Here is a 17,631-nt window from a genome sequence, read left to right as displayed (position 1 = left end):
CGGAATCCAAAATCCGCCCCGAGATATATCAGTCGCTCTCGATCAAGCCCAGGATCGTAGCCCTAGTCTCTTCCGAAATCTTGTCCCAGGCATCGATCACGATCTCTAGACCAGGATCGAATCGAGCAGTTTCTGCCCCAACTGCTTCGTTTTGAGCATACAGCGCGCCCACAGATTGCAGTTTATCCGCAGTATCAGCGGGGAGATGCGAATACCACCCCGACCGCACGATGGAATCGCAGTCTGAATCAGCGCGGTGTAGCTACCGCTTTGCAACCGAAGACTTGCTTGCTTCTTCGTGAAGTTTCTTGGCGCGCTTCGCATCCGCAAGGCGTTTTTGGCGGGGAGCGTCGGCTTGCTGGATGGCACATTGAGGATGAATGCCTGACGGGGAATAGGAACTCTTGCCGCAGATCGGGCAAACTTTTCCGGTGGGATTCGTGTGAAGAGGAAGGGGCTTGGTAGTATTCTCCATGTTTGCACATCTTTCTTCGCACGTCACACTTGTGAACGTGCAATCCGCTTCGCGACTTGCCAGTCGGCGCGGAAAAAATAAAGCCGCCCGGGGGCTATCAGCCTCCGGACGGCCGAGAATTTTTGTGCCAAAAAGGTTTTGGCAGCACCGCCTGAGTCTTAGGCTAAGACCTTGACGTTTTCTGCACGCGCCCCCTTCGGGCCCTGTCCTTCCGTGTACTCTACTTTTTGTCCCTCACGGAGGCTCTCATAGCCTTCGCCCTCGACGGCGGAACTGTGGAAGAAGATATCTCCCCGCTCTCCCTCGATGAATCCAAAACCCTTTTCAGTCAACTTCTTAATAGTACCTTGCGACACTTCGCATCACTCCTTGCACGCAGAACGAAATAGTACCCGACCGATGCGCCGTGCAGTACACATACGGTCCAGCTATTGTCGCTCCACAGTAGAGCGACCCATGGCGAAAAGCAAGCTGAACCAACATCGGAACAACCTTGAAAACACAACCTGCATATTGATGCCGGTCTATCACAAGGCCGAGTTAAGAAGAACGCTAGCGAAAAGAGTCGTTCGTTGGCATATCACCAAAAAAAGACATTCCCCCAGCAAAGCCTCTCGCGTCGCCTTTGCTTTCCTTTTACTAGCTTCCATTGTAGCGTGTTTGGTGACCGGAAGTTGAAGAATCCTCCCCGGAGTAGCAAAATAAGTTGAAAATTGACCCCATAATACCCGTTATTTCTTCGATCTCGAACCTTGATTGTCTGATCTATATGGGTTCAAAGGTCGGATCTCATTCCTGTTTTGGTGACTCAACCTTTGACAATTATGATTGCGGCTTAGCAGTGGTTCCTAGACCATGAAGCACCCGATACAATGAATGTCTACGAGATAAAACTTTCCCGCGATGAATTCATGTTTGTCTCGAACAAGAACCCAGGATAAATGGATGGCAAAAAACCAAAACACGTTTGAAAAAATGCGTCGAGAAGTTGAAAAGAAGCGCAAGAACGATGAAAAGCGGGAGCGCCGCCGTAAGAAGAAAGAGGGGATTCTGGAGGTCAAGCCTCACGACCTCGACTCGACTGCCGAAGAACCAGATGCGGACGAATGACGTGCTTTTTGCCTAGCTGTGGCTTTCAGCCCTCGTTCTAAGAGACGGCGGCTGGAAGCAATCGGTAAATAGGGCTAAACCCTCCATTGACTACTAGCCTGATTGTGGTACACTTACGCTGCCGATAGTTATGAAGGCGCGAGACCGGGATGGTACCATCCGTCACCGGATCATTCAAAATCGACTGTAGCGGTCACTCGGGCGAGCTCATTATTGCCGCCCTAGTATCTTGCTGGCGACCGCGACTGATTTTCTTGCTCCTGGGGCTCCAGTAGAGCTGTGCAGATTTTGCTTGAGAGAGATGAATCTGCGCCGCCGGCCTCCCACTTACTGAATTGTTTTGCACAGGGAAATACTGCGTAAACATATCCGTCAGTGGTCGAGCGAATCCCGCACCACCGACCTCGGCACGAAGGTCGTTGGGCATAATCCATTTTGGTCGAGCGTATTTGCCGACAGTGTTTCTGTCCTTGCGCTCGATCTGTATACTCTGAAAGAGAGAACTGTTTGATGAAATTTGACCAATTAGGCTTGTCCGAGTCTCTGTTGCGCGCAACTCGCGCCGAAGGCTACGAGACGGCCACCCCCATTCAAGCACAGGCTATACCGACGGTCCTGGAGGGACACGACCTGATGGGCTGCGCCCAAACAGGTACAGGTAAGACAGCAGCGTTTGCGATGCCGACGTTGCACACGTTGTCTGAAGGGAACCAACGCACCAAGCTCCGCACGCGACCGATTCGCGCATTGGTGCTTGTACCCACACGTGAGCTGGCCGTGCAGGTCACTGCGAGTTTTGCCAAGTACGGCAAATTCACCCAACTGCGATCCACAACCATTTATGGTGGCGTGAACCAAAATCCCCAGGTCCGAGCACTGCAGAAGGGTGTTGATATCGTGGTCGCCACACCAGGTCGATTGCTAGACCTGATGAATCAAGGCCATGTTGATTTGAAACATGTCGAGGTATTGATTCTCGATGAAGCAGACCAGATGCTCGACATGGGATTCCTGCCAGACCTGACTCGGATTGTCTCAGCAGTACCGAAAGATCGCCAGACGCTAATGTTTTCTGCAACGATGCCAGATGCGATTCGACGACTGGCCGGGCAGTGGCTGAATGATCCAAAACACGTACAGGTCTCGCCGAATTCTTCACCGGTCGATACTGTGAAGCAGTCCGTCTTCTTGGTCAATACTCAGCACAAACCACAATTGCTGACGCACTATCTGCAAAACACGGCATGGGAGCGGACGCTGGTTTTTGCTCGCACAAAACATGGTGCAGATAAAATCGTGAAGCACTTGCTGCGTGCGGGGATACGCGCCGCAGCGATTCACGGCAACAAGAGCCAAAACGCCCGCGCTCGTACGCTGGAGCAATTCAAATCGCAACGCCCACCGGTCCTGGTCGCCACCGACATCGCAGCTCGTGGGCTCGATGTTGATGCGGTCACGCATGTGATAAACTATGAATTGCCTGAGGTCCCTGAGATTTACGTACATCGAATTGGCCGCACTGGCCGCGCAGGTGCAAGCGGCATTGCCACCTCGTTCTGTGGCGGCGAAGAGCGTGGTCGATTGCGACAAATTGAGCGACTCACTCGTCGTTCGATCAACATAGAAAAGACTCAACCCGAGTATGCCTTGCCAGAGAAGTCAACTTCCCAATCAAACGGTGATTCGTCACGCCCGAGACGTTCTTCTGGAAGACCCCAATCCGGCAAGAAAAATCAGTCCGCATCGAGTCGCCCCAAATTTGCAAAGTCCGGGGCACAGAAGACTGAAGCTCAGGTTAGCGTGAATAAGCCTCGTCGCCCTAAGCGTCGTCCTCGGCGTGTTACGACGGGCAAGTAAAGCAGGTCGAAACGAGCAGTAGTCCGGAAAGCCGTGCGTATTGCCGGCCTACCGCTCGTTCGCCTCTGCGCAGTATCAGCATTCATCCGCGCTCAATTCTGAAGTGGCTCGCTCTTTGATTGCGGTGATGTTTAAGATATCCTGGCATCATTGCAATTCACTTTTCGCAGGCGAGCACATGACACGAAATTCGCGGATCGGACTGGTTCTGTTTTTTCTCTACCTGCTGCTCTACGGCGGGTTTGTGTTGCTTAATACCTTCTGGCCCTCCACGATGGATTCCACTCCTTTTGCAGGTGTGAATCTAGCAATTTGGTATGGTTTTGGATTGATCCTGGCAGCGTTTGTGTTGGCACTCGTCTATGGTTTTCTCTGTAGAACTGCGGAGGATGAACGGTGATTTACACACCTTCCTTTCTGGCGGTGGCCATTTTCTTTTTGTTTGTCGGGATCACGCTTGGGCTCAGTTTCTATCTTGGTGGTCGAGCGAAATCCTCCGCCGGTTATTTTGCAGCACATGGGCAGATACCCTGGTTCGTGAACGGCGTCGCTTTTGCGGGGGATTACCTCTCGGCCGCGTCCTTTCTTGGTATCTGTGGGATGATCGCCTTTCATGGCTATGATGGGTTTCTTTATTCCATCGGTTACCTCGCAGGTTGGGTTGTCGCACTCTTTGTCGTTGCCGAGCCTATGAAACGACTGGGAAAGTTCACTTTCGCTGATGCGCTGAATTCTCGCTTTGATTCTCCTGGGATTAAACTCGCAGTGGGTTTGAGTACGCTCGCTGTGAGCGTATTTTATCTGATCCCGCAGATGGTAGGTGCCGGCGTATTGGTGCAACCATTGTTGGGCCTTCCCCATTGGGCGGGTGTACTCATCGTTGGCGCGGTGGTCATTATCATCGTTGTTACTGCCGGCATGGTTTCGACCACCTGGGTGCAATTCCTCAAGGGGTCGCTCTTGGTGATTTTCAGTGCTGTGCTGACGGTGATGATTCTCCAACGTGGATTTGAGGTCGATCCCAGTACCCCCGAGGCACAGACAGTAACAATCACGCCCGACGGGAGTGAAATCATCAATGGGCTACCAAAAGGCAAAGGGCCTGGCGAAGCATCTCTTCGGCCTGTCGGCACTGTTTCCCAACTGCCCGATGGCAAGACACGTACAGGCCCCCTGGGACTGATTGAATTCTTCAGCACCTTGCAGAAGAGCGAAGTTGTGCTCTGGACGAGTTCGAAAACGACTGCAAAAGACGGCTCAGTGACAACCACCTACTCGCCTAAACAAACACCTGGTAGCCAGATATTGCGTCCTGGCGAACATCCAAAGTTTAAGGGAATCCGTGGGGACCAGTTTTCCGAGAAGCTGAACTTTCTTTCGCTAATGCTCGCCCTCTTTTGCGGCACGGCGTCGTTGCCACATATTCTTATTCGCTACTACACAGTCAAGAATGAAGCCGCCGCTCGCAAGAGCACCATCGTCGGTATTGGCTGCATCGGATTCTTCTACGTCTTGACGCTCTACATGGGCTTGGGAGCGATGACCAGCGGGGCGATGGACGTGACCAACAGCAATATGGCTGCTCCGCTTTTGGCAAAAAGCATGAGCGAATTGCTGTTTGCCATCATTTCAGCTATCGCCTTTACTACGGTACTTGGCACCGTGAGTGGATTAATTCTGGCATCTGCGGGGGCAGTTGCTCATGACTTGGTAGGTTGTTTCTCTGGCATTAAGCTTACTGACCACGAACAAGTGCGGATCGCTAAGATCACTTCGGTCATCGTCGGGGCAATTGCCATCGTGCTGGGCATCTTGTTCGAGAAGCTCAATGTAAGTTATTTGGTCGGCTGGGCGTTCAGTGTCGCCGCCTCGGCCAATTTGCCCTCGCTGGTGATGCTGCTGTTCTGGAAGGGCGTCACTAAGCAGGGAATTATTGCCGCCGTGGTCGTGGGCATGACTAGTTCACTTGGCTGGATTCTGCTGAGCGCTGACACATATTCTGCGGTTTATGGCCTGCCAGCGGAAAACGCCCTGGTGCCTTTTAGCCAACCAGGGATCGTTACAATTCCGCTGGGGTTTGCTACTTTGGTTGTGGTATCCCTGCTATCGCGAAACAAACAATAAGCCGAGCGGGAGGCGTTGGCCCAACGCTGGAACAAGTAACGGCCTACATTTCTTTGGAACGAAATAATCGTCAGGGTTTCGTCTCGGTCTCCCCCTTCACCTCGGATTCCACGGCTCGATCATTGAACAGGAAAGCAAAAAGCAACATCACTACGCCGGCCATTGCGGCGGGGGCGATCCAGAAGCTTCCCCAATCGGTCACCGGCGGATCACCTGCAGTTGTATACTTAGCCACCAATCGGCCCACGACCTGAGCTCCAATACCCAGGCCGAGTCCCTGAGTCACTAGCACCAACAATCCTTGAGCCTGCCCACGGATCTCTTTAGAACATTTCTTGTCCGTGTAGATGAACCCGGTCACGAAGAAGAAGTCGTAGCAGATCCCATGAAGCAAGATGCCTAATAGAACCATCCATTTGATATTGTCTTCATCCGCTGCGGCAAACAGTCCGTAGCGGGCAACCCAGGCTGCCATGCCCACCAAGAGCATCCATTTCACGCCGAGTCGGCGGAAGAATAGCGGCATTGAAAGCATGAACACTATTTCCGAAATCTGGCCGAAGGACATCGTGAAGGCGACATTCTCGAAGCCTACTTTGGAGGCAAACACGGGTGCATAAGCATAGTAAGCGGCCAGGGGGATGCAGATTAGAAACGAACCGACAATAAACACTACGAAGGGCCATTCTTTGAGAAGTTGCAATGCGTCGACCCCAAAGATCTCACCGATGGAAACTTTCTTACCCGCCGCTGGAGGAGGAGTATGTGGCAATGTTAAGCTGAAACCTGCCAATGCAATACTGGCGATTCCCGTCACATAGAACTGCACTGCTTTTTCATCACCTACCAGCCATTTGCTCACGACCCAATTCGCGGCAATCCAGCCGATCGTGCCAAATACGCGAATCAAAGGAAAGTCTCTTTCTTGATCCTCGATGTTGTGAAACGCCAACGTATTGGTAAGTCCTAAAGTCGGCATGTATGCCAACATATGAACCATCAACAATGCTATCATTGCACCTGGGCCAATTTCTGCTGCGGCGGGCACGGCAAACATTGCCAGTCCTCCGATCAAATGCATGGCAGCGAGCACCCGTTCGGTGGCAAAGAATCGATCCGCGATCATCCCCAGAAATACGGGCGAGATTATTGCGGCAATAGGCCCGACCGTGTAGGCCCAGGATACCTGATCAAACATGCCGTGGGCCGTCATGTAGTTTCCGACCGTCACATACCAGGCCCCCCAGATGAAAAACTGGAGGAACATCATAATCGAAAGTTGCGTTCGGACACTCGTCACGGCAAAAACTCCTGGAAAGAGGATTAGTAGGATCGTTGAACAGTCTCTTGCAATCCCTTGCACAACTTGCAGCAGTCGTGCGATGACTCGTTATATTCCCCAGAAAAGTTACCAACACTGGGGCGGTCATGCCAGTACAAATCGCTAGGATTCTCTGCGCGGGTCTGCTCACAAAGTGCTTATGTTGCGGCGACTAAATGCCTCTAGCCCCGCAATCCAACCAACGAATCCTATGCCCATAAGTGTCAGCATATCAGCCCAGGGAACTTTACCTGTAGCTAGAATACTAGCGGGGCGATAGTAGCTAAGCACACCCAGCGGACTCAAAAACTCGATTTCTGGCAAGAACTGAATCAGAAAGTTGAGCAGGAATGAAGCTAACAGCAGACCAAAGACTGTTGCCATCGCTCTGCCGCGAACATTACTCAGTGCAGAGACCATCAGTGCCACGCCTCCGATGGCAAAATAAACGCAATACAGATTGCCTATCACCACGAGTGGCATTCGAAGTGAGCGGTCCCCTTGAGATGGAGCGAATACCCCTGCCGTCCAATACCCAGCAAATAACATTCCGCAGAGCCATGCGCCTGCCACAAGCCAGACAATGGATTCGCTCACATAGAGTCTTCGGCGAGATATGGGCCAACTCAAGAGTACGTCGATAGTTCCTCGATCGATTTCGCCAGCCGGCAGTCGCGTGCAGTAGACGATCTCATGAGCCCAAAGCAAAGTTAAGACTGTCGGATGAACCCATACGATTGCCCGCAAGGTCTCTGCATTGATGTTCCCGCCAAAGTCATTACCAAGCAGGGCTTGGATAAACGTGCGTACGAAAGGCAAGGTCGTCAAGAACTGATTAAGCCCCTTTTCGAGTTGAGGGAGCAGCATCGTGAGCAACATCCCCACCACAAAGAGGGCGATTCCAAACGCCAAATGCAACGCCCAAGTTTCAAATAGTGTTTTTCGCAAAATGCCTTTGATCACTTGCCAGGCTCCTTTGCCTCGTAGAATCGACGGAACAAGCTTTCCAGGCTGGGAGGACTTACTGACAAATCTTCCAAAGGTTGCTCAGCCGCCCACTCGACCAACTGCGGCGTTGTTCCTGTTAGCACACAACGGCAGACTGCGCCGTTGCACTCTTCAAGCTGAAGGAACGAAGGGAGCTGAGTCCGCGCGGCATCGTCAGGTTCACGATATCTGAGCACAACAGCGCGATGAACCCGTTTGCGTAGAGTGTCCATAGATTCATCAGCAATGATTCTTCCGCCGCGGACGATGGCCACCCGGTTGCATAGAAGTTCCACCTCACTTAGCGTATGACTAGAAAAGAAGACCGTGGCACCGGTCGCAGTCAATTCACGCAAACAGCGATACAATTCGTCGCACATCAGAGGATCGAGCCCCGAAGTCGGCTCATCAAGGATCAGTAGTTGCGGCTCGTGGACAAGCGCGAGAATAATCCCCAACTTTTGCCGCATTCCCCGTGACATCTTTCTCGCGGGGACATTTTCATCTAACTGGAATCGATCGAGAAGTTGCTGTCCTCGAATGGATAGATCTTTTCCTCGAATTGAACTTAGGATGCTGAGGGCCCTTTTGCCGGTGAACCAGGGATAGAGGCGCAAGTCGCCGGGTAGATAACCAAGGCTCTCTTTGATAGTGGCACTGTGGCTCCAACAATCCTGGCCGAAAATCCGCGCAGTCCCTTGGTGTGGCTTAAGTAGACCCAGCAGAATTCGAATCGTGGTGGTCTTGCCGGCTCCGTTTGGTCCAAGAAAACCAAATATTTCTCCCTGAGGCACGCAGAGGTCGACCTCAGTGATGCCCGTTCGATTGCCATAGTTCAGCGAAAGTTGCTCTGTTGCTATGACGTTCACTAGAAGTACTCAGGATCAAGTTGACCAAGAACGAATACCGTAAATCCGATTCGACTCACAAACCGCGATTAACTCTCGACTATAACAGATACATTGAAATAATTCGCCTAAGTTAACGTCGAGCGATTTCTTGCAGAAAAACTACAGCCAAACTTAATAATTGCTTAAAAGTCTCTTGCGAAATGCACTAGTTTTAGCTTTTACCCACTCTGTAGAATGAACGCAGATTCGAGTCGAAAACATTTAGTCTTGTTGATAGTGAACCAAGATACCCAAACGAGGAGAGCAGAGGATGTTCAAGTACACTTGTTCGGTGGTGACTTTTCTTGCGGTGTTATTTACAACCTTGAATCCTTCCCTAGCGGAGGAATCTGCCCTGCATTGGCCTGGTTTTCGCGGACCTGAGTTTACGGGCGTGGCACCCAAGGGCAATCCACCTACGACTTGGAGCGAAGAAGAAAACGTCCGCTGGAAGGTTGCGATTCCTGGTCAGGGAAGCGGTTCGCCGACCGTATGGGGAGATCGCATTTATCTCCAAACCGCGATAAAAACCGACCGAACGGCCGACACAACCGGGGAGACTGCGGTCATAAACATTGATTCACAATTTCAGCTGGTTGGCAACGAGCGGTATTCGCTGCTTGCCCAAGCCGAAACGCCCCAAGAAACCGAGCGACCACGCGGTGAAGTTCCACGTGGTGGGGAGCGTCGACGCCGAGGGGGTTTCGGCGGTCGCGGTGGGGGATTTGGGCGGGCAGAAGTGCCAACCAACTACTACCAATTTGTCGTCATGTGCTTGGATCGCAATACAGGCGAAGTGGTCTGGCAACAAACGGCTTGCGAAGCGGTTCCTCACGAAGGGCATCATGGCACGGCCAGCTTTGCCTCGCCAACACCGGTGACCGATGGAAAGAATTTATATGTATCATTCGGGTCGCGTGGAATCTATTCCTACACCATGGATGGCAAACTACGCTGGCACAAAGACCTCGGCAAAATGAGTATACGCAATGTCTTTGGCGAGGGATCTTCTCCGGCCCTCTACAAGGATACCCTGATCGTCAATTGGGACCACGAGGGTCAATCCTTCATCACCGCGTTAGATGCCAACACGGGCGAGAGCAAATGGAAGGTTGAACGCGATGAGGAAACCACTTGGCTTACTCCCCTCATTGTCGAACACGATGGAAAGGTGCAAGTCATCGTCAACGGCATGAATCGTGCTCGTGGTTACGACCTCGCCAATGGCGAGATCATTTGGGAGTGTGGCGGACAGGCAATGGGAGCTGTACCTACGGCGGTTGCCTATGGTGACCTTGTGTTCTGCATGACCGGCCATCGTGGCGCAGCATTGTATGCCATTCCTCTAGGCTCCAAGGGAGACATCACCGACAGCGACCAGATCGCTTGGCACCTAGATCGTGACACTCCCTATGTTCCTTCGCCGTTGATCTACGGTGACCACCTCTATTTCACGAAATCCAACAACGCGATCCTCTCCTGTTACAACGCGGAGACGGGCGAAGTAATCTACCGGGGCAAGCGGCTTCCGGAGATGGATTCGATCTATGCGTCACCGGTCGCAGCTGCGAATAGGATTTACTTTGCCGGACGCAATGGTGCGACGACGGTTGTCAAACACGGCCCCGAATTCGAGGTCTTGGCCACCAACATGCTTGACGAGCCCATCGATGCCACTCCGGCAATAGTCGGCAACGAGATGATCATTCGCACTTCGGGGCATCTTTACTCAATTGCGGAGTGACACAATCCTCACATGAGTCACCAAGGGTGGAACCAACTGGCCGCACAGTTTGAAGAATCAGTCTGTGATATCACCGCCAGCAGTGGGGAGCAACTTGAAGAGTTGGTGGAAGCGGTTCACCCAACGCGACGGCAGACGCTGGTCGATGCGGGATGTGGCATCGGGTCTTTCGCTAAACGGTTTGGGCCTCAATTTGGAAAGGTCATCGCCTTTGATTTTGCCTCGGCGATGGTCCGCCGGGCTCGTAGGCGCTGCCGAGAGCTGACTCAGGCGACTTGGCAAACCTTGCCGCTAGAGGATGCTGGAGCAAAACTCGGTGAAGTCGGCCATCTGGTTGCCTGTCTGAATGTGATCACTTCTCCTCGTGCTTTGATGCGTACAGGCCAGTGGAATAGTTTGGTGCAACTGGTGCGTCCGGGAGGACATCTGCTTGTGGTGGTACCTTCGTTGGAATCGGCGCGCCATGTGGCCGAGCAAGATGCCGAGGCGTTTGGCGGAACATTGGAAGCCGAGAATGATCTTATCCGTCGTTGTGACACAGAGCAAAAACATTACACCCGTCAAGAACTCCGCCGGGCTCTTGTGTCACGAGGAATGAGGTTTTTCGCACTTCGGCGAATACACTATCCCTGGGACGACGATGGTCTGGATTCGACTTCGGCCAAGACTCCCTGGGACTGGGTGTGCCTGGCGAAAAAGCCGCTGGCGGCTTAGCGGGGTTAATCTCGGTAGGCTTTGTGACATTGTTGACAGCTTTTGCCGAGGATATCCATTTGTTTAGCGACAAAACTTGCGTCACTTGCTTCGAGCGCCTGCTCTAATTCTTGGGCCGTGTTCTCCGCGGTGGCAAACCATTCGACAAAACGATCATCTGATTGCTGCTCGAGGGTAAGTTGACGTGCAGCCTCGTGCAAGCCTTCGCGCACTAGCAAAGCCTCTTGACGAGCTGTGATATCCGGGTGGTCGGGGAGCGGCTGCCAAGAAGTCTGCTGGAGGAGTTTGAGATTGTCGCTTGCCCGATCGATTTGGGCCATCGCCGCGGTAAGGGAATCAACTTGGGCTACCTCGACTAGCGCAGGCAGTAGTGCGTCCTTAGTCGGGGGTTGGTATTTTTCAACGTCTCGCCAAAGTCCAGCATAATCACTGCTAGTGCCAGATTTTTTGAGAATGTCGAGAGCCCCATTAGGATCTACGGCCCCTTCTGCAAGACACGCGACCGCCGCTGCAGCGGGGCCCCGATGTTTGCCGTGGTGGCAATGGATGTAGATCGGTCCCTCGACGGTACGCACAAGTTGGGCCAGCGCCTGTCCGGCTTCCTCCGGAACGCCGTCGTAGCCAATGGGGATATGCACGTACCGCAGGCCATGATGGCGAGCAGCCACCACTTGCGGCTTAGCACCATCGACACTCACCACTGTTCGGACTCCCAACTCGGCCAGCTCGGCAAACGCCATATCCTCGAGGGGCTCGCCGCCCACGTAGATGCGCTGCGAAAGCTGCTGTAAGTTGTGCAGATGGGGGAACCGTGCGACGTTGATGTGCGAAGTGGCTTGTGTGGGAATAGCTGATTCGCCAGCAAGAGAAAAACTAACCGGGCAGGTCACCAAAACGGCGACCAATATCATCTGCATCAGAAGCAGTACTGAGGATTGTCGGGAGCGTGCTTTCATGCTGCATTAGTCAATAGAAATCGAATATGAGACAACCGAATGCTTCACAAGCTTGTGAATCAGTTATACATTTGCCCTTTGCCAACTGCTGGGAACGCATCGATAATGTGCCGGACGTTGGGATGCCTTTGGCCGTCAGGCCAGACAACTTCTACTACGTCGAACCGGCTGGCATAGTCGAGTAAACCGTGGCCCTTCAAGAAAGCGAGGGCAGCATTCGTGAGTCTTCGCTGCCGATTTGAATCGACCGCTTCCGCCGGTTGGGTGTTGTCGTCGCGGCGACGGGTTTTTACTTCTACGAAAACGACCGTCTCGCACTCACCGGAGTAGTCGACGGCAATGATATCGATCTCGCCGTAGCGTTTGCGGAGACGGGTCGTGACAATGCGATAGCCTACACGCTTGAGAAATCGTGCCGCAGCTAATTCACCTCGCTCGCCAAAATTCTTGGGTGCCGAGGATGGGAATGGAAACGGCAACCAGGAAAGTAGCGAAGTCATGGGACTATTTCCCGACTTTGGCCCGATCGGTACGACGTTCCTTGAGGCGGACGGCCTTGCCAGAACGTTCGCGGAGGAAGTAAAGCTTAGCCCGACGCACCACGCCGCTTCGCTTGACTTCCACCTTGGCAATCCGCGGGGAGTGGACAGGGAACTTGCGTTCTACCCCTTGGCTGTCGACGATCCTCCGGACGGTAAACATCTCTTTAGAACCAGTGCCACTGCGGGCGATCACCACGCCGGTGAACACCTGGATCCGCTCCTTATCCCCTTCGAGGATACGGGTATGCACGTCTACCGTGTCGCCAATCTCGAACTGAGGAACGTCTTCCTTGAGGCTCGATTGTTCGACTAATTTGATGATGTCTTGGCTCATGATTCATTCCTTGTATTTTAGCGGTTAGCACGTAGCTATTATCACTTAGCCGTCAGTTTCTGGCTAACTGCTAAAAGCCTGTGGCAAATAGCTTCCAATTCTCAGTTCTCTGCGGTCCGGTCGAGTAAATCGGGACGCCGCGATTTGGTCCGTTCTCTGCTGTTCTGTTCTCGCCAGGCTGCTATCTGGGGATGGTCTCCACTGAGGAGAATCTCCGGTACTTGGTGGCCACGATACTCTCGCGGCCTTGTGTATTGACTATGCTCAAGCAGCCGATTGCCGGTGGAAAAGGAATCCACATGGCTCGACTCCTCGTCTCCCAACACGCCGGGCACAAGGCGGATAACAGTATCGATCACTGCCATCGCCGCCACTTCCCCGCCATTGAGGACAAAGTCGCCGATCGACAACTCCTCTGGCTGTAAAATATCGCAAACTCGCTGGTCAAAACCCTCATAGCGTCCGCACAAGAGCACCAATCGCTCGTGCTTGGCCAGTCGCTCGACCACTTGCTGATTTAACGTTTCCCCCTGAGGGGTAAGCATGATCAGCTTCCCTGGGCTTGTTCCCAGAGTTTGTACACCTTCAACCGCTTCAACCGTTGGCTCGGGTTTAATCACCATCCCGGGCCCGCCGCCAAAGGGGCGATCGTCGACACATTGGTGCTTGTCGCGACTCCAGTCTCTCAGGTTGTGCAGATGAATCTGCACTAGGTTTCGTTCGATGGCTAGCTTTAACAAGCTCTGCGTCATGTATCCGGAAAACATCTCCGGAAACAGCGTCAGCACATCGAATCGCATTTAGTTTTGGTGAATGGTGAGTAAGTGAGTAGGTGAAAAGTACATTTCCACTTAGTCACCTACTCACTTACTCACCCCTTTACTCTGCTGCTGCAGTTTCCTCGGCAGCTGCATCAGTGGGTTGCTCTTCAGCGGAGGCTTCGGCCGCCGGTTCCGCTGGAGCAGCTTCCGCAGTTGGAGCTTCTTCAGCGGCTGCTTCCACAGGGGCCGGTTCTTCCTCTTTTTTCTTAGGAAGTGAAGCAGGCGCGCCCGGATCAGGAACAACCTTGGGCTGAGCCTTATTAGCCAAGGCTTCCTGTTGTTGGGCCAAGTGGGTTCCGTCTTTGCCATACTTCTTGATCAGCACAGCAACCTTCTCGGTTGGCTGGGCACCCACACCTAGCCAATAGGCGATCCGCTCTCCATTAAGGATAGCGCGGGCATCGGTTTCGGGCACGCTGGTGTCGTAGACGCCCAGTTCTTCCAAGGCCTTGCCATCACGAGGGGCGTTCTGATCAAACGCACAAACACGGAAAAACGGGCGATGGGTCCGACCCATCTTCTTCAATCGAATTCTGACTGCCACGAAGTACTCCTCGCCTGATCTTGGCCCATCCCATTGAGACCTGCCAATGGAATCTGCCAAACTGTATTTTTGGTATGCGACCATCGAGGCCGCCCTGGATGCTGGAAACCTAAGATTTTGCCAGATTTATGGCGCTTTTGACAAGGGGGGGTGATAGAAATGACCAATGTTCGATGAGCATTTACCATTGGTATCTCATTTTCCGGCCAAATATCTGCTCAGTCAATATTCAGCGTGCCAACGATTTCATCGAGACAGGTCGCTCCCAGTTCGCCAATTGCCTCCGGCAGCGCATCCAGCACTTCCATCGAGGCCTTGGGATTGTAGAAGTTTACCGTGCCAAGTTGCACTGCAGTGGCACCGGCGACCAAGAATTCCATGACGTCGTCGCAGGTGGCTATCCCCCCAATACCGATAATGGGGGTCTCGGTTGCCCGGGCAGCCTGATACACAGCCCGTAAGGCGATGGGCTTGATAGCCGGGCCACTTAGCCCTCCAACCACATTGCCCAACAGGGGCCTCCGCCTTCGCCAATCGATAGCCATCCCCTGGCATGTGTTTATCAGGGAAATCGCATCCGCTCCCCCCGCCGAGGCCGCACAGGCCATGTCAGCAACGCTGGTCACATTTGGGGTCAGTTTGGCAATAATCGGAATCGACGAATTCTGTCGACAAGCGGACACGAGCCGTTCGCACATGCTCGTATCAGTGCCGAAATCGACTCCCCCACTGACATTGGGACAAGAGATGTTCAACTCGATAGCCGCGATCCCGGATTCCGCTGAGAGCATTTCTGCCATCTCGACAAACTCGTCGTGAGTCCGTCCGGCAATACTTACGATGAGCGCTGTGTTCCGCGACGCCAGATACGGCAAGTGATGGGAAATGAACAATTCGATCCCATCATTATCGAGCCCGATCGAATTGAGCATCCCCGAGGGGGTTTCAATCGTCCGCCAGGGAGCATTGCCTTTCCTCAGGAGTCTGGTGATCGTCTTGGGGACAATTCCTCCCAAACGAGATAGATCGACCAGCGATTCCATTTCCCTGGCATAGCCAAACGTCCCCGAAGCAACCAAAATCGGATTGGCCAGTTGAACACGCCCCAAACTGACTTGCAGGTTGACTGAATGTGGGGGCGTAATTGTTGATTCGTAAGCCGGTGGTTCTGGCATGGGAACGTTTCAAGAGCGGAACTTGGTGATACGGCAGCCACGTATCCTACCAAATTCACTCTGCCTATGCCTTCTAGAATTCCTTCAGGCGGACTGCAAAGTCGATTTGTTCACATCGATGAGAAACCAATTTCCGGCTTAAAAATTGGTCACTAGGCCTGGATTATTAGTCATTTTCTTCGCGTACCGGTAGCGCAGCTCCTTCGCTGGCCATTTCGCTGAACGAAAAGCCCCTACGAGGTTAGATAATCCCACCGTGGACGCTAATGGGCGTCAAGTGAGAAGGCTGGTCGAGAAACCAGATCCGTTCCCACTCATCGAGCATAGAGCGCAGGTTTTCGGATGTAAAAATCAACTGCTGCGAACGTCTCGCCGGATCTGCCGAATACCCCGGCAGCAGGCAGCCAGTCGTGCTGGTCAACGTGCAGACAGTCGCCATTACCAAGAGCCATTTACGCATGGGCGTAGCTCCTCCTTGAGCACCGAAGCGAAACCCAACTGCGCACGCAGTAGGGTGGACCGCTTCCAATTAGTCAGCAGCTTCCCGAGAATTCTTCTTCCCGGATAACTACCAGTCCCACAAAAAAACGAAAAGTCAGTGACAAACAACCCGTCATCCGATCCACAACAATTGTCTGGATCGTCTAGAGCCGAAAGTCTGGTAGAAAAGTCGCGAATAGAGTAGCAATCTTGGATTACTGCGCCGAGAGCAGAATTCGGCACTGCCAATTGTCCACCCTGTGAATTCAGTTCTACAAAAGGGAGCGAAACCGCTGCCTGCTAGCATTAAGTGCCAGCTTTTGGAACATAACTCGTTGGCGGGGAAAGAGTTTCGTGATTTGTTGAATTGATTGGTGGTGGCGAACCAGCGGCCGCTCGATGGGCTGCTTCGGCGGCGGCATTCGCCTGCCGTTCGAGTTCATGCACTCTTTCTTCCATTTCTTTGCCGGGCTTAAACGTCACGACAAACTTTTCGGGTACAAAGACTTTCTCGCCGGTTCGTGGATTACGGGCCTTGCGAGCAGCACGCCGTTTGACCTCAAAAACGCCAAAATTCCGCAACTCAATGCGTCTATCCTCGACGAGTGTTTCCACGATCGCATCGAAGGTCTTTTGGACAATTTCCTTTGTCTTCAATTGAGTGAGACCAATTTCTTCAGAAATAGTCCGTACGATCTCTTTTTTTGTCACGACGAGGTCCTCCGCGAATAGCCCGGAAAGGGATCACAAGGGTGCTTCATCAAATGAGCTAAGTTCACCAAGTGAATCACGTCCACTTGCTCCAAGTGTAATTGGCGCAAGACTTAGTGTCAAGGTTTCGGTACACCGCTCAAAGACTTACGACTCGGCTCCAGGTCTTGCGATTGGGCCAGAAAGGTCCTTGAAAAGGCATCGAATTGTCAAAGAACAGCCATTCAAGCGGCATTAAACCTCCCAAACTGCCTCAGCTCTTCATCGTTCTGAGTTGACGCAATTTTACCGGCAGTAGCCTAGGCTCATGCCCCATTGATCGGCATAGCAATCCACAAACTTGAACCAACCGTTACAGATTCACTGCTTGCAATGTCGGCTCGCACTAAACATTAAAGACATCGGCCTGTTCCTGGATCTGCTCAAGTTGGTAGAGCTTCCCTTTGCCGCTGCCGGGGCATGATTCGCAAGTCTCGGCCCAGGTTTCGGGAGATTTTAGATTCGAGTTCCAGAACGGCCAGGTGCGGCATTGCCGCGGTCGTTGCTCGTAGACATTGCACTTTCGCGACTCGTTATCGAAGAAAACACAGTCGCCATTGGAGAATTCCACCAAACTGCGGCGGATGCCAATCTTACGGACATATTTTGCTTGAAATGTCTCGACTTTCATCGCGAGTCGTTTGGCCATTGCATCGATCTCCTGTTGGTTCACCCAAACGTAGCCAGGTGCACCCGTGCAGCAATCGCCGCAGCCAGTACATTTGAAACGCAAGCCATCCTTGTACCAAGGTTCCTGGGTCGAACTGTTTTTAGATTTGGCAGACTTGGCCATGGTGCAAAAGGTTT

The 17,631-nt window shown here is 52.8% G+C and carries 20 protein-coding genes; 6 read left to right on the top strand and 14 right to left on the bottom strand.

Going from position 1 to position 17,631, the window contains the following annotated elements:
- Positions 1-28 precede the first annotated feature (28 nt).
- Together Pla144_RS13805 and Pla144_RS13800 are read right to left on the bottom strand one after the other, a co-directional pair.
- Complete coding sequence (locus tag Pla144_RS13805; protein ID WP_146451275.1) at positions 29-229, bottom strand: hypothetical protein; 201 nt, start codon at positions 227-229, stop codon at positions 29-31.
- Positions 230-633: 404 nt separating this feature from the next.
- Positions 634-831, bottom strand: a complete 198-nt coding sequence (locus Pla144_RS13800; RefSeq protein WP_146451274.1) for a cold-shock protein — start codon at positions 829-831, stop codon at positions 634-636.
- Between the two features lie 589 nt (positions 832-1,420).
- Between Pla144_RS13800 and Pla144_RS24620 the strand changes: the two genes are divergently transcribed.
- The 4 genes from Pla144_RS24620 (at position 1,421) to Pla144_RS13785 (ending at position 5,566) form a co-directional block, all read left to right on the top strand.
- The gene (locus Pla144_RS24620; protein ID WP_197530677.1) at positions 1,421-1,585 is read left to right on the top strand and encodes a hypothetical protein; all 165 of its coding nucleotides are present in this window, start codon (positions 1,421-1,423) and stop codon (positions 1,583-1,585) included.
- A gap of 510 nt (positions 1,586-2,095) precedes the next feature.
- The gene (locus tag Pla144_RS13795; protein ID WP_146451273.1) at positions 2,096-3,442 is read left to right on the top strand and encodes a DEAD/DEAH box helicase; all 1,347 of its coding nucleotides are present in this window, start codon (positions 2,096-2,098) and stop codon (positions 3,440-3,442) included.
- Between the two features lie 178 nt (positions 3,443-3,620).
- Complete coding sequence (locus Pla144_RS13790) at positions 3,621-3,842, top strand: DUF485 domain-containing protein (RefSeq protein ID WP_231936363.1); 222 nt, start codon at positions 3,621-3,623, stop codon at positions 3,840-3,842.
- A complete protein-coding gene (locus Pla144_RS13785; RefSeq protein ID WP_146451271.1) occupies positions 3,839-5,566 on the top strand; it encodes a sodium/solute symporter in 1,728 nt (575 codons plus the stop codon). Before Pla144_RS13790 ends, Pla144_RS13785 begins: the two co-directional genes overlap by 4 nt.
- Before the next feature lie 70 nt (positions 5,567-5,636).
- Here Pla144_RS13785 and Pla144_RS13780 read toward each other — a convergent pair whose 3' ends face one another.
- The 3 genes from Pla144_RS13780 to Pla144_RS13770 all read right to left on the bottom strand — a co-directional run bounded on the left by Pla144_RS13780 (position 5,637) and on the right by Pla144_RS13770 (position 8,743).
- On the bottom strand, positions 5,637-6,866 hold the full coding sequence (locus Pla144_RS13780; protein ID WP_231936362.1) for a nucleoside permease: 1,230 nt from the start codon (positions 6,864-6,866) through the stop codon (positions 5,637-5,639).
- Positions 6,867-7,034: 168 nt separating this feature from the next.
- A complete protein-coding gene (locus Pla144_RS13775; RefSeq protein WP_146451270.1) occupies positions 7,035-7,850 on the bottom strand; it encodes an ABC transporter permease subunit in 816 nt (271 codons plus the stop codon).
- Positions 7,847-8,743 carry an ABC transporter ATP-binding protein gene (locus Pla144_RS13770; RefSeq protein ID WP_146451269.1) on the bottom strand — a complete coding sequence of 299 codons (897 nt, stop codon included), beginning with the start codon at positions 8,741-8,743 and terminating at the stop codon, positions 7,847-7,849. The genes Pla144_RS13775 and Pla144_RS13770 overlap by 4 nt, the downstream gene beginning before the upstream one ends.
- 292 nt (positions 8,744-9,035) lie before the next feature.
- Between Pla144_RS13770 and Pla144_RS13765 the strand changes: the two genes are divergently transcribed.
- Together Pla144_RS13765 and Pla144_RS13760 are read left to right on the top strand one after the other, a co-directional pair.
- On the top strand, positions 9,036-10,508 hold the full coding sequence (locus tag Pla144_RS13765) for an outer membrane protein assembly factor BamB family protein (protein ID WP_146451268.1): 1,473 nt from the start codon (positions 9,036-9,038) through the stop codon (positions 10,506-10,508).
- 12 nt (positions 10,509-10,520) lie between these two features.
- Positions 10,521-11,222, top strand: coding sequence for a class I SAM-dependent methyltransferase (locus Pla144_RS13760; protein WP_146451267.1), 702 nt, complete (start codon positions 10,521-10,523; stop codon positions 11,220-11,222).
- Positions 11,223-11,227: 5 nt separating this feature from the next.
- Here the strand turns inward: Pla144_RS13760 and Pla144_RS13755 are convergent, their stop codons facing one another.
- The 9 genes from Pla144_RS13755 to Pla144_RS13715 form a co-directional block, all read right to left on the bottom strand.
- The gene (locus tag Pla144_RS13755) at positions 11,228-12,178 is read right to left on the bottom strand and encodes a cytochrome c (RefSeq protein ID WP_146451266.1); all 951 of its coding nucleotides are present in this window, start codon (positions 12,176-12,178) and stop codon (positions 11,228-11,230) included.
- Positions 12,179-12,237: 59 nt separating this feature from the next.
- A complete protein-coding gene (locus Pla144_RS13750) occupies positions 12,238-12,678 on the bottom strand; it encodes a YraN family protein (RefSeq protein WP_146451265.1) in 441 nt (146 codons plus the stop codon).
- 4 nt (positions 12,679-12,682) lie between these two features.
- Complete coding sequence (gene rplS / locus Pla144_RS13745; RefSeq protein ID WP_146451264.1) at positions 12,683-13,054, bottom strand: 50S ribosomal protein L19; 372 nt, start codon at positions 13,052-13,054, stop codon at positions 12,683-12,685.
- A gap of 101 nt (positions 13,055-13,155) precedes the next feature.
- A complete protein-coding gene (gene trmD / locus Pla144_RS13740) occupies positions 13,156-13,854 on the bottom strand; it encodes a tRNA (guanosine(37)-N1)-methyltransferase TrmD (RefSeq protein ID WP_146451263.1) in 699 nt (232 codons plus the stop codon).
- Positions 13,855-13,933: 79 nt separating this feature from the next.
- The gene (gene rpsP, locus Pla144_RS13735; RefSeq protein ID WP_231936360.1) at positions 13,934-14,419 is read right to left on the bottom strand and encodes a 30S ribosomal protein S16; all 486 of its coding nucleotides are present in this window, start codon (positions 14,417-14,419) and stop codon (positions 13,934-13,936) included.
- 218 nt (positions 14,420-14,637) lie between these two features.
- Positions 14,638-15,594: a dihydroorotate dehydrogenase gene (locus tag Pla144_RS13730; protein ID WP_146451261.1), complete on the bottom strand. Its 957-nt coding sequence runs from the start codon at positions 15,592-15,594 to the stop codon at positions 14,638-14,640.
- A 241-nt stretch (positions 15,595-15,835) separates the two neighbouring features.
- The gene (locus Pla144_RS13725) at positions 15,836-16,054 is read right to left on the bottom strand and encodes a hypothetical protein (RefSeq protein WP_146451260.1); all 219 of its coding nucleotides are present in this window, start codon (positions 16,052-16,054) and stop codon (positions 15,836-15,838) included.
- Between the two features lie 326 nt (positions 16,055-16,380).
- On the bottom strand, positions 16,381-16,785 hold the full coding sequence (locus tag Pla144_RS13720; protein WP_146451259.1) for an HU family DNA-binding protein: 405 nt from the start codon (positions 16,783-16,785) through the stop codon (positions 16,381-16,383).
- A 385-nt stretch (positions 16,786-17,170) separates the two neighbouring features.
- A complete protein-coding gene (locus Pla144_RS13715; RefSeq protein WP_146451258.1) occupies positions 17,171-17,617 on the bottom strand; it encodes a YkgJ family cysteine cluster protein in 447 nt (148 codons plus the stop codon).
- Positions 17,618-17,631: the final 14 nt, after the last annotated feature.

It is taken from the genome of Bythopirellula polymerisocia, from assembly GCF_007860015.1.
GTDB lineage: Bacteria > Planctomycetota > Planctomycetia > Pirellulales > Lacipirellulaceae > Bythopirellula > Bythopirellula polymerisocia.
The sequence above is the reverse complement of the archived record's forward strand: the minus strand, read 5'-3'. Positions and strand labels throughout refer to the sequence as shown.